Below are 12,448 nucleotides of genomic sequence, written 5' to 3'. Positions count from 1 at the left end.
CAGGCTACCGGAGTCCACTCCGGCGGGATCACCACCGCAGCACGTACGGCTGTCCGGTGCGCTGGAAGTGCCCGACGTTGGCGCACTCGGTGCCGCCGACCCTGGCCCTGGCGGACAGCGGCTGGTGCACGTGACCGAACACCGCCCAGCGCGGGCGGTACGCGGTGATCGCGTCGAGCAGGGCGGTCGAACCGATCTCGGCGCGGCGGGCGACGACGTCGTAGGTGAGTTCCGGCACGGCGGGCGGCACGTGGCTGCACAGCACGTCGACCGGGCCGAGCGCGGCCACCGCGGCGCCGAAGTCCTCGGCGGTGCGCAGGTACGGCTGGAACACCGAGCCGCGCCGCAGAGTGGCCCCTGGCGGCAGCATGGCGCCGCCGACGAAGCCGAACCGGAGCCCGCCGATCTCGGCCGCCTGCCCGTCGAGGACCTCGACGCCGTCGCCCGCGAACTCGGGCCACAGGTGCGGCAGGTCGACATTGCCGGGGGTGGCGTACGTGGGGGCGGTCATGGCCGCGAACAGTTCCTTGTACTGGGCGCGGATCGCCTCCTGGACGACGTCGGCCGCGTCTTCCAGGCCCGTCCAGAGCTCCCGCGCGTACGCGCCCGCCGCGGTGTGCCTGCGCTCACGGCGCAACTGGGCGAACCGGGCCACTCGTTCGGGGCCGAAGACGCGGCCCATGATGCCGCCGGAGTGGTCGTGGTAGTCCACGAAGTCGATCAGGTCGCCGAGCACCACCAGGGCGTCGGCGCCATCGCCTGCCCGAGCCAGCGCCTCGGCGTTGCCGTGCACATCCGACACCACGTTGACCCGCACGACGATCACATTACGCGTGCTCAGGGGCCACTCCGGGGGCCCGTCCGGCTTCCAGGAGGGACTTGACGGCGAACGCCGCGCGCTTGGCGGCCAGTTGGCGGCGGGTTCGCTCGGCGGCCAGGCCGCGCCCGGCGAGCGCGGCGGCCGGGTCGGCGCGCAGGAAGTAGTGCAGCAGGGTCCCGTCCAGGACGGGTTCCAGCCAGACCTCCATGGTGCCGACGAGGGCGCCGCGCACGGTCCAGCGCAGGCCCTCTGCGCCGCGGTCGGCGTAGACGGCCAGGTCGAGGTCGGGCCAGAAGCGGCGCCACGCGGCGGGGTCGGTGAACACCGCGGCGACCGCGCGCGGCGGTACGGCCACGAATGTCTCGTCCACCACGTCGAGTTGCGCCACACCAGCAGCATGCCACGGTGAAGCGGGTGCCGTGGAAGTGGTCGCCGGGTCCACCGGACCGCTCGTTCACCGGATGCCGTTCGTTCGGAGTACGTTCGGCCGTGGAGATTGTCAGGAGGTCGGTGTGCGGGAATACAGCGTGCCGGTGAACGCTCCGGTGGCCGATGACGAGAATCTGATCGACATGGTGTGGTCGAACGCCGACCGGTTCCCGGATGTGGCGGTGTTCCGCCGTCCGGTTGACGGTGGTTGGGCGGAGGTGACCGCCCGGGATTTCGGCCGCCAGGTGCGCGCCGTGGCCAAGGGGTTGCTGGCGGCGGGACTGGCGAAGGGCGACCGGGTCGCGCTGATGTCCAGGACCCGCTACGAGTGGACGCTGCTGGACTACGCGATCTGGGCTGCGGGCTGCGTGACGGTCCCGGTGTACGAGACGTCGTCGCCGGAGCAGGTCGCCTGGATCCTGGCCGATTCGGGCGCCCGCGCGGTGGTGGTGGAGACCGAAGCGCACCGGGAGACCCTGTCCGGCCTGCTCGACCGGCTCAACGAGATCGACCGGGTGTGGGTGCTGGACGCCCGCGCCGTGGGCGAGCTGACCGCACTGGGGTCCACTGTGGACAACGATGCGGTCGCCGCGCGAGCGCCGCGGGCGGCCGACCTGGCCACCCTGGTCTACACCTCGGGGACCACCGGCAGGCCCAAGGGGGTGATGCTCACCCACCGGAACCTGTTGTCCCAGGCGCGCGCCGAGTTCGATTCCTTCCCTTCTTTGCTGGAACCGGGCAATTCGACGGTGATGTTCCTCCCGCTGGCGCACGTGTTCGCACGGGCGATCGCGGTCGCGTGCGTTTACACCCGGACGACTTTGGGCCACCTGCCGGACACCACAACGCTCACCCGGGATCTCGCGTCGTTCAAGCCGACATTCGTGGTCGCGGTGCCGCGGGTCTTCGAAAAGGTGCACAACGCGGCCCGGCAACGCGCCCAATCGTCCGGATTGGGTCGGGTGTTCGATTTCGCGGAGCGGGTGGCGGTCGAGTACAGCCGCTCCCCCGGGTCGCTGGTGCTGCGGGCCAAGCACCTGGTCGCGGACCGGCTGGTGTTCGCCCGCATCCGGTCGGCGCTGGGTGGCCGCTGCAGGGCGGCGATCTCCGGCGGCGCCCCGCTCGGCGAGCACCTGGCGCACTTCTTCCGCGGCGCGGGCCTGCCGGTGTACGAGGGCTACGGCCTGACCGAGACGGCCGCGGCGGTCTGCGTGAACACCGAGGCGGCGTCCCGGATCGGCACGGTCGGCCGACCGCTGGTGGGCGCGGCCGCCCGGATCCTGGACGACGGCGAGGTCGCGCTGCGTGGCGACATGGTGTTCACCGGCTACTGGAACAACCCGACCGCCACCGCCGAGGCCCTGGTCGACGGCTGGTTCCACACCGGCGACCTCGGCGGCATCGACGACGACGGGTTCCTCCGGATCACCGGCCGGAAGAAGGAGATCTTGGTCACCGCGGGCGGCAAGAACGTCGCCCCGGCCGCCCTGGAGGACGCCGTCCGCAGGCACCCGCTGGTCAGCCAGTGCCTGGTGATCGGCGACCGGCAGCCGTTCATCGCCGCCCTGGTCACCCTCGACCCGGACGCCTTCGCCGACTGGCAGGCCAAGCACGGCCCGAGCGACCCGGACGGCCCCGAGGTGCGCGCCGAGGTGCAGAAGGCGGTCGACGAGGCGAACGGCCTGGTGTCGAAGGCCGAGAGCATCCGCCGGTTCGTGATCCTGCCCGACGACTTCACCGAGGCGGCGGGTGAGCTGACCCCCAGCCTGAAACTGCGCCGGGAGGCCATCCTGAAAACCCGCGCACCCGCCGTCGCCACGATCTACCCGGCGTAGCCCGCACTTGTCCCACAAGGCCGGAGTCCCACAAGGCCACCCGGACCACCGGCCTGGAGCCCTAAGCTCGACGAGGTGCGACGCGAACCGGCGATCACCTTCAAGGGTGCCCTGCGCATCCTCGGCCGCGACGAACCGGCGGCCCTGAAAGCCATCGATGCCGTGCTCGGCGGGGTGATCCTCGGGTCCGGTCTGTGGAGCGTGACCGGCCTGTTCGGCTTGGTGGACCAGAAGAAGGAGGCCACCGGCCTGCTCGGCCAGTTGCTGCGGGCGACGACCGGCAGGCTCACCCGGACCGGCGGCCTGAGCCGGTACCAACTGGTGATCTCCGCCCACACCGTCCTCGTCGTCTCGGCCGTGTTCGACACCCTCGGCCGGGAGTTCACCGACCGCGAGAAGCTGGCTCTGATCACCGACTCCCCGGTGCAGGCAGGCGGCTCGGTCGTTCGCGGCCTCTACGAGGCCGAGGTCCCCTGCCCCTCGGCGGAACACGGCTTCACCCGCACCGCCGACCTCGTCCAGCAGTGGGCACTCACCACCATGCAACAGGTCCGCGACTTCTTCGACGGCGACCTCGACGTCAACAAGCTCTCGTTCCTGCGGGCCGTCACCGACCGGTACCGCTCCGACTACCTCGCTTTCGCCGAACAGGTCCCCGAGTTCAAGGTCTGGGCCGACCTCACCGAGCACTCCGCGACCCAGCACGCCCTGCACCGGCTGGAAACCCTGCTCACCGCCCCCGGTGCGCGCCCCCAGGACCTGCGCGGCCGCTTGGCGAACGTCAACCGCGCCGAGCTCGACCGCCCGGTGGTCGACGTCGACGACGGCTTCGGCATCGACGCGGTCTTTCCCCGGGTGAGCGAGATCTTCCTGACCCCCGACTCGAAGACCGGGCCGGTGGACCTCATCCTGGCCCGGCACTTCACCACGGCCGACGCCACCCGGGTCCCCCTGCTGCTGCTCGGCAACCCCGGCTCCGGCAAGTCACTGCTGATGAAGGTCTTGGCGGCCCGGTTACCGGACACCACCTACACGGTCGTCCGCGTCCCGCTGCGGCGCGTGGAGGCCGACGACCCGATCGCCGCCCAGGTCGACCAGGCGCTCCGGCTTTCCACCAACGGCAGCGTCACGTGGAACGCCCTGTCCGACCAGTGCGACGACACCATCCGCGTCGTCCTCCTCGACGGCTTGGACGAGCTGCTGCAGGCGACCGCCACCGACCGGCGGAACTACCTGCACGACGTCGTTCGGTTCCAGGAAACCGAGGCGGCCCTGGGGCGGCCGGTGGCGGTGGTGGTCACCTCGCGCACCCTGGTGATCAACCGGGTTCGCACGCCCGACGGGTGTCCGGTCGTCGAGCTGCTGCCGTTCGACCGGCACCAGATCACCGAGTGGATCCGGATCTGGAACGAGGTCAACGGTTCCCTGCGCCCGGTGGACCCGGACACGGTCCTCGAACAGTGGGACCTGGCGCGCGAACCGCTGCTGCTGCTCATGTTGTGCCTCTACCTGGCCGACCCGGCCAACGCCACAACCGACCTGTCCCAGGCCATCCTGTACGAACGCCTGCTGGACTCCTACGCCCGCCGCGAGGTCGCGCGCAAGCGGCATGACGACTCCGTGCGCAGCCAACTCGTCCGGCTCTCCATCGCCGCGCTGGGGATGTTCAACCGCGGCAGGCAATGGATCACCGAGGACGACCTCACCACGGACCTGACCGCCTTGCGCGAACCCACGACCCGGGGCGAGCGCCTGCTGGGCGAGTTCTTCTTCGTGTACGCGAACGAGGCCGTGGCCGGGTCGGTGCACCGCAGCTACGAGTTCCTGCACGCCACCTTCGCCGAATACCTGGTGGCGGCCAGGGTGACCGAGGTGTTGCGGGACGTCGCCGAGGGCGCTTTCCTGCGGCGCCACGAGCACGACCCCGAGGACGACCTGCTGTTCAGCCTGCTCTCCCACCGCTACCTCGGCGGCCAGGACTCGCTCATCCGCTTCCTGGACATGCGGATGGCCACCTGGTCCGGCCCCGAGTTGACCGCCGCGCGCAAGACGCTCGACCTGCTCATCAGCGGCCACCGGCAACGACAGGCGACCAGCCGGTACGGCTACCAGCCGACACCGCCGGACACCATCCGCGCCCTGGCGGCCTATTCGGTCAACCTGCTGCTGTTGCGGATGCTGTTCGGCCCGCTGCGGCTGTTCGACCTGTGGCCGAGCAGGTCACTCGGGGCGTGGCGGGCGATGGTCAGCGCGTGGGAGTCCGGTTTGGACCCGAAAGACTTCTCCGCCGTGCTGACCACCATCACCCTGGGCCAGGACCGTGGCCCGGTCTTCGTGTCCCGACCGGTCCGCGACCGGTACATCGATCTCGCGCGGTTGCGCGGTGAGCTCGCGCTGGAACAGCGACAGCGGTTCGGCCGCGCCCTCTTGGACTTCACCAACCACGCCCCGCTGGACAACGACTGGCCGGACTTCGCCGCGAGCTGGCTGGGCTTGCTGTCCACCGGGTGCGGCACGAGCAGACTGGACTTCACCGATGCCCGGGTGCCGGACTCGGTCCCGGTCAAAGTCACCTCGGCACTGGCGAACCACGCCTACACGGTGTTCGCCGTGCACAGTCCCAAATGGTCATACGACCACGTGCTGCGGTACGCCAAGTGGATGGTGCGGTTGCGCACCGATACAACCTTGTCGCCGCACGCCTTGCGGGTCGCCGAGACGGCGCACGCCGGGCTGCTCACCGAACTGGCCGGATGGAAGCGGATGGTGGACCCGTGGCCCGCGCTGCTCGACACCGCGCAGCGATTGGAAGATCAGAGCGATGTGGCGGAGTACCTGGCGTCGTTCTCCGCCGACACCTGGACGGCGTTGCTGGAAGCGATCAATGTGCGCTGAAGCGGTAAACCGTTTCCCCGTCCAGGAGTTCGCCGAGACGGCCTGCACGGGTGGACCAGGTCCAGGCGCGTTCCATCCACCGCCTGCCCGCGGCGCCCATCGCGGCGGCGCGGGCGGGGTCGGCTAGGAGGTCCGCGATGCGGTCGGCGATCACCGAGGCGTCCCGACCGTTGACCACGTGGCCGGTTTCGCCGTCCAGCACCGTTTCCGGGGCACCGCCGGAGTTGCCGACGATGACCGGGAGGCCGGTGGCGGCGGCTTCGAGGAAGACGATGCCGAGGGCTTCCACGTCCAGGCCCTTGCCGTGGGTGCGGCAGGGCATGGCGAAGACGTCACCCGCCGCGTAGTGGGCGGGGAGTTCTTCCCACGGCACCGATCCGGTGAAGATCACGTGTTCGGAGACACCCAGTTGGGCGGCCAACCCCTCCAGGTGCGAACGGTACGGCCCACCGCCGACCAACAACAACGCCGCGTCGGGGATACGGGACCGGATGGCGGGCAGCGCCTGGATCAGCACGTCCTGCCCCTTGCGCGGCACAAGCCGCGAGACGCACACGACAACCGGTCGGTCGCCCAAGCCGTGTCGGGCCCGGATTTCCGCCCGTGCGGCCGGATCCGGCCGGTAGACGTCAGTGTCCACACCGGACGGCAGCAGCTCCAGCGCCGCCTGGGCGCCGAAGGCCGCCGAGAAGCGGGACCTGGTGTACCGGCTCACGTACGTCACCACGTCGGTCGTGGAACCGATGCGGCGCAACGACTGCCGCGCGCCGGGCAACATCGACCAACCGACCTCGTGGCCGTGGGTGCTGGCCACCACGCGGCGGGCGCCGGCTTTGCGCAAGACCGGGGCGAGCAGACCGAGCGGGGCGGCCGCGCCGAACCACACGGAGTCACACCCCTCGGCGCGCAAGATCTCCTTGGCACGGCGGGCGACGCCGGGCGTCGGGAGCATCAGCGACGTGGGGTGGCGCACGACCGGGAAGGGCTGGGCGGCGTCGAAGGTCTCGGCGCCGGACCAGGCGGGGGCGTAGACGACCAACTCCTGGCCGGGCAGCCAGCGGGCGAAGTTGTGCAGGTAGGTCTGGATGCCCCCCGGTCGCGGGGGGAAGTCATTGGTGACCAGGAGGGTCTTGCGCACCGGACAACCGTAGTCCCGGTCAGCGCAGGGTCGCGCGCAGGTACGACTGCCACTGCTTGAGCAGGCCCGCCCGGTCCAGGCCGATGACCTTGCGGAGCAGGTCGTCGGTGTCGCTGGCGGAGATCGGGCCCGCGCCCGCCAGGGCGCGGTAGAGCTGGACGAGGCGGGGTTCGCCGTAGCGGTCGGCGACGAAGCGGGCGATGGACCAGGACTGCTGGTAGGCGAGGTCGAGGCTGCGGTCGCGGGCGCGGAAGTCGCCGTCGTCGGGCAGGGCGGTCGGCGGCCCGGTGTCGCGAACGCGTCGGGCCAGGTCGGGGGCGCCTTGGGCGAGGGTGACGCCGGCCTCCCGGTAGCCGACGTAGTCGGCGAAGCCCTCCAGCAGCCACATCGGCGAGCCGTCCACGGTGACCGACCGGGCGGCGACGTGGGTGATCTCGTGCCGCAGCACGACTCGCAGCGAGGCGGCCGACAGCGCCCTGGCCCCGGTCGGGCTGAGCACGACCCGCTGGCCGGTGGCGGTGTGCTTGGCCGTGTCGACCCGGTCGGCGATGGCGACCGCGACCACGGACTCGACCGGGAAGTCCGGCCCGACCAGGGCGCGCATCTCCACCGGGCTGTCCGGCAGGATCAGCGCGACCCGCTTGGGCCAGGCGTCGCCCCACACCGCGCTGACGGCGGCGACCGACGGGTCCAGCTCATGGGCCAGCCGGTCGATCATCGGTTGGCTGCCCCGGTGCGCGATGACCAGGCCGTTCGCCGTGGCGGTGACCACGCACGGGCCGAAGTCCCACGGCCCCTGCCAACTGCGCCTGCCCAGATCGGCCAGCGCGGTGTCCGACCGCAGGTACCAGCCGCCCGCGCGCTTGGCGAACAGGTAGCCCATCGGGCGGGTGGTGGGGGTCTGGTCGATGCCGTGCAGGGCGTAGCGCAGCTCGACCCCCGGGGCCCACAGCTCGGTGGCCGTCGGGTCGGCGGCGGGGGCGGCCAGCGTGGTGAGGTCGAGGGTGTCGTCCGGGTTGACCAGGTACGACCAGGTGTCCAGCGGGATGCCCGCGATGTTGTCGAACAGGGCCCGCTGCGCGTCCAGGAAGGCCTGGTCGGCGTTCGGGTCGAGGGTGGCGGTGAACCCGGCCAGGTCCCGGTTGAGCAGGGCGTCCGCTCGGCGGCGGAGCAGGTCGTCGACGGCGGCGGTGCGCTCGGCCGCCATGGTCCGCTCGGACTCGGTCGGCGGCGGCACCGCGCCCATCGGTCTGGCCTGGCCGACCTGGGCCTGCGGTGGTGCCTGCGGCGCGGGCAGGGTGCCGACGACGATCCCGGCCAGCGCGAGCGCGGTGACGGCAGCGCTCAGCCACGCCCGCACCCTCGCCCTGGTGGTCACCGGAGAAATCCTAGGGCCGGGCGGGCCGCGCGGCGACCGGCGGTGGGACCCGGGGCGCGCACCGCCCCGGGTCCCGGCGTATCCGCCGGTCAGCGCGCCGGGATCAGCCGACGATCCGGCGAGCGCCGATGTAGTCCTTGCCGCCGCCGTCGATGGTGTCGGTCTTCACCGGCACCCCCGAGGTGGACGCGTGCACGATGCGCCCGCCGCCGATGTACATCGCGACGTGGTGGATCGAGGCCACGCTGCTGCCGTAGAAGATCAGGTCGCCCGGCTGCAGGGAGTCGCGGGACACCGACTTGCCGTAGCCGTACTGGGCGCGGCTGGAGTGCGGGAGGCTGACCCCGGCCGCCGCGTAGGCGTACATGGTCAGGCCGGAGCAGTCGAAGGTGCTCGGGCCGTCGGCGCCCCAGACGTACATCTTCCCGCGCTGGGCGAGGGCGGTGTCCATGGCGGTACCGGCGGCGCCGGGCGGGGCGAGGTAGACGCCGTCGTCCGGGGTGCCCTGCAGGGCCGTCTTCTCCTTGGCGCTGAGCCGGTTCTTCGCCTCGGTGACGTCCTTGATCTGCGCCTGCAGGTCGTTGTACGTCTTGGTGACGTCCGCGGTCAGCTTCTCCGCGGCGGCCTTGGCCTCGGCGGCGCGGCGCTGGCCGTCCTCGGCGAGCTTGCGCGCGTCGGCGGCGGTGTTCACCGCGCTGGAGTACTTGTCCAGCGCCTGCTGGTTGTTCGCGGCGAGGACGTTGAGCGCGGAGGCGCGCTCCAGGAAGTCCTGTGCGGACGAACCGGTCAGCAGGGCGGAGAGCTTGTTGAACCGGGCGCCCTGGAAGGAGGCGTTGGTGAGCAGGTCCACCTTGTCCCGGAACTGCTCCTCGAGCGCCTGCGCCTGCTTCTCGTTGTTCGCCGCGAGCGCGACGTCGTTGGTGGCCTTCTGGTACTCGGCGTTCTTGGCGTCGAGATCGGTCTGGGCCTTGAGCAGATCCTCGTTGGCCTTCTCGGCCTGCTGGCTCAGGTCCTGGTACCGCTGCATCGCTTCGGAGGCGGTGGTCGGCGGGGCCGGGGGCTGGGCGAAGGCGGGGGACGGCGAGAAGGCGACCACGGCGATGACGGCCGTGACCGTCAGGGCACCGCGTTTGGCACGTTTGAGTCGATGCGACGACACGTCGCGCGTACTCCTTCGTCGGTCGCACCGCCGACGGGGCGGCCTCGGAGGCGGCCGGGCAGGTCGCGGCGCACGTGCCGCGGTACCTGCCGACCTGGCACGGGCGCGCGCCAGCAGCACGGGCACGCCCGATCGAGGACAACCCCACCGTGGGGGAATCCGGTTCAGCCCGGGGAGGGGGCCGATTTCGGCGGCGATCTCGCGTAGCCACCTCGGGGTGGGTGGCTGCGGGCCGCGAGATCTCGGACAGGTTACGAAAAGTGAGCCCACCCGTCCACCGACCGGGCGGAAAAAGACTTGCCGGTCGCTGGAAAACTCCAACGGAGCAGCGATGACTGCCGTCTGTGATGACGACAACAGCCCTGATCACCTGCATGTCCCCCGCCGGGTGAACCGCTCATCGACCGAAGCGACCACTCACCGCCCGGTTGACTTACCCCGGGCGTGTCGATCGGATCGCGGTCCGTTTTGCCCGGTTCGCCGACCATGGTTCAGACCAGAGTCCAGACCGGTGCCGGACCGGAACCCAGGCCGGACCGGCACGGTCCACCCCGGACCGCGGCGCGGCTCAGGCGGACTTCTCGATCGGCACCAACCGCAGGTGGGGGATCATCCCGGCGCTGGCGAGGGCGTCGATGGCGAGCTGCTCGGAGGGGTCGAGCTCCACGGTGGGCGGGGCGCCGAGGAGCACGGTGACCACGCAGTCGTGGCAGGCCTTGCCGCGGACCTCGCAGCTATCGCAGTCGATGATCATGGCCGTCCCCTTCCAAGCTGGCACTGCCCCGGGGGCGGCGCCCCCAGGTCCTCTGTGTCGGCCGACCCGGTGGATCGACCCGGCTTGCGGTTGTGGCCTGAGATTAGGAGAGGGCACCGACAATTTCGCTCACCTGTTCGAAAGGTTACCCCGAACGTGGTGATCAAGCCATCGGCGGCAACCGCGGCCGGATGATCACGGGTTGATCACGGGCGGGCGGTCAGGCCGCCACGAACTCCCAGTGCCACGGTTCTTCGCGACCGGCGCCGGGGCGGGCCCAGAGCGGATTCGACCAGCCGAACACACCGGCGTTCGCGATCATCCAGAGGTATTCCGGCGAGCCCGCCGTCTGGACGCCGCCGCAGAGGTCGACGGCGAGTCCCCAGCCGTGGTTGCTGGTGCCCGGGACGGCCGCCAGGGCCGGTTTGACCGAGTACAACTGCACCTGGGCGGCGAAGGTGCGGTACGAGTCCGTGATGCACAGTGGCCGTCCGAACACGCCCGCAAAGGCAGCGGACAGGGCTTGGTAGTTCTGGGCCGCGTCGCACCGGAGGACGTGGCTGCCGACCCCGATGGGACATAGAGCCGTGAGCGGGATAAGACCGTTGGGGAACCCGCCCCACGCGCCCGCAGCCTCCCCGGCCGAACGTGCGGGGAGCTGAACCCCGTTGCACCGCCACGGCACGCCCTTATCCGTCGCCTGGGGCGCGGGCTGCGGGTCCCGGAGCGCGAGGGCGGCCCTGCCGAAGCCGAGGACCGTGTCCGTCGCCGGTAGGTCCTCCACAGCCACACCCGCGAGCCTGGCGTCAGCAGTCAGCATGGTCTTCTCGTCCAGCACGATTCCCACACCCTGCGCCCCGAGCCGAGCGGGGCCGAGGAACACGACATCTCCCGGGCGGGGCTCGGCGACGGGGGTAAGAACCCCGAACTGCTGCCCCACACCAGCGGGCAGGGTTATGCCACCGGAGGCATAAGCGGCGCGGACAAGCCCATCGCACGAGTACGCGACCGGACCCTCACCGTCCACTGCGGGCACATAGGGCTTGCCGAGAGCCCCCACCGCCAACGTGACCGCGGCCAAAGTCTCTTTGGGGAGCACGAGCACCCTGTCGCCGTTGACGACCACCTGCGCCGCACCGGGCTGTCGTGAACCGTCAGAGCCGAGGAGCGGCAGGAGTCCAGTCGGGAGGTTGTTCGGGTCACGCAACTGCGTCGCGGTGGGGATCGCGATCTCGGCGGACGCGAGCTTGTCCGTGTAGGTCTTCCAGTTCGCGGCGGTCGCCGTGTTGCGTTCCTGTTGGGCCTTCTGCAGCGCAACCACGGCAGCGTCCGTGTTCGCTATCTGCCCGCGTAGTTCCGACGACACGGCGGCGGCCCGGTTGGTCGCGTCCGCGTCGCGCCGGTCCACCTCGGCGCTGCGGTCGGACGCCACCCGCTGGGCGCCCAGCGCGTCCTGTTCGGCCTCGGCGGCGGCGCGCCGCCGGTCGGTCGCCGCGCCCAACCGGGTGTCCAGGTCGGTCCGCAGCCGCCCGATCATGGAGCTGCCGTCGAGGAAGTCCTCGGGGGTGCCCGCGGTCAGCAGGACGTGCATCTCCCCCGGCTTGCCCACCGACGAGTAGAGCGCCGCGGTGTAGGCGTCGACCTCGGACTGCTGGGCGGCGACCGCCCGGTCGGCCGCCTCGCGCCGCGCGGTGGCCGTGCTGACCTGCTGGGTCGCGTCGGCCAGTTGCTTCTCGGCGGTCCTGGCCAGGTCGGACAGGCCCGCCAGCTCGCGCTGGACGTCGGCCGCGGTGTGCTGCAACTCGGCGACCTGGGGATCGGCGAACGCGGCACCCGGTCGGGTGTCCTGCGGCGGTGTACCGGGAGCCACCCCGGACTCGATCTGCGGCGGAGCGGCCTGCGTCGTACTCGCCTGTGTCGGATCGGTCTGTGCGGCGGCCTGCCTGCCAAGCAGGCCGCTGACCAGCGCCAGCGCGGCTACGAGCACCAGCCGGGACCGCATGCGACCTCCGCTCTGCCAACCCCCGCGGCCGACCCGGA

General features: G+C 71.3%; 9 protein-coding genes. 2 read left to right on the top strand and 7 right to left on the bottom strand.

All coding sequences use genetic code 11. The features are described 5' to 3' along the window. Positions 1 to 28: 28 nt before the first annotated feature. Both H504_RS0102460 and H504_RS0102455 read right to left on the bottom strand, forming a co-directional pair. Positions 29 to 817, bottom strand: a complete 789-nt coding sequence (locus tag H504_RS0102460; protein WP_026421465.1) for a metallophosphoesterase family protein — start codon at positions 815 to 817, stop codon at positions 29 to 31. A gap of 10 nt (positions 818 to 827) precedes the next feature. After that, positions 828 to 1,208, bottom strand: a complete 381-nt coding sequence (locus H504_RS0102455) for a hypothetical protein (RefSeq protein WP_026421464.1) — start codon at positions 1,206 to 1,208, stop codon at positions 828 to 830. 124 nt (positions 1,209 to 1,332) lie between these two features. On the opposite strand from H504_RS0102455, the gene H504_RS0102450 reads away from it, so the two are divergent. Together H504_RS0102450 and H504_RS0102445 are read left to right on the top strand one after the other, a co-directional pair. Then, entirely contained in the window at positions 1,333 to 3,084 is a 1,752-nt protein-coding gene (locus tag H504_RS0102450; protein WP_026421463.1) for an AMP-dependent synthetase/ligase, read from the top strand. A gap of 75 nt (positions 3,085 to 3,159) precedes the next feature. Beyond that, the gene (locus H504_RS0102445) at positions 3,160 to 5,979 is read left to right on the top strand and encodes an NACHT domain-containing protein (RefSeq protein ID WP_026421462.1); all 2,820 of its coding nucleotides are present in this window, start codon (positions 3,160 to 3,162) and stop codon (positions 5,977 to 5,979) included. Here H504_RS0102445 and H504_RS0102440 read toward each other — a convergent pair. From H504_RS0102440 to H504_RS0102420, 5 genes are all read right to left on the bottom strand, one after another. Next, positions 5,966 to 7,117, bottom strand: coding sequence for a glycosyltransferase family 4 protein (locus tag H504_RS0102440; RefSeq protein WP_026421461.1), 1,152 nt, complete (start codon positions 7,115 to 7,117; stop codon positions 5,966 to 5,968). The two genes, H504_RS0102445 and H504_RS0102440, sit on opposite strands and share 14 nt — an antisense overlap. Positions 7,118 to 7,136: 19 nt before the next feature. Then, entirely contained in the window at positions 7,137 to 8,495 is a 1,359-nt protein-coding gene (locus tag H504_RS32955) for a peptidase MA family metallohydrolase (protein WP_051385417.1), read from the bottom strand. Positions 8,496 to 8,598: 103 nt separating this feature from the next. Continuing rightward, on the bottom strand, positions 8,599 to 9,654 hold the full coding sequence (locus H504_RS0102430; RefSeq protein WP_026421460.1) for an NlpC/P60 family protein: 1,056 nt from the start codon (positions 9,652 to 9,654) through the stop codon (positions 8,599 to 8,601). 568 nt (positions 9,655 to 10,222) lie between these two features. After that, complete coding sequence (locus H504_RS0102425; RefSeq protein WP_051385416.1) at positions 10,223 to 10,408, bottom strand: hypothetical protein; 186 nt, start codon at positions 10,406 to 10,408, stop codon at positions 10,223 to 10,225. Between the two features lie 220 nt (positions 10,409 to 10,628). Next, a complete protein-coding gene (locus tag H504_RS0102420) occupies positions 10,629 to 12,410 on the bottom strand; it encodes a D-alanyl-D-alanine carboxypeptidase family protein (RefSeq protein WP_026421458.1) in 1,782 nt (593 codons plus the stop codon). Positions 12,411 to 12,448: the final 38 nt, after the last annotated feature.

Origin of the sequence: Actinokineospora inagensis DSM 44258, from assembly GCF_000482865.1 — a bacterium.
Lineage (GTDB): Bacteria > Actinomycetota > Actinomycetes > Mycobacteriales > Pseudonocardiaceae > Actinokineospora > Actinokineospora inagensis.
This window is presented reverse-complemented; position numbering and strand designations above follow the sequence as displayed.

Coding starts and splice junctions, on each gene's coding strand:
- H504_RS0102425 (WP_051385416.1), bottom strand. CDS start 10,408: ATGATCATCGACTGCGATAGCTGCGAGGTCCGCGGCAAGGCCTGCCAC.
- H504_RS0102420 (WP_026421458.1), bottom strand. CDS start 12,410: ATGCGGTCCCGGCTGGTGCTCGTAGCCGCGCTGGCGCTGGTCAGCGGC.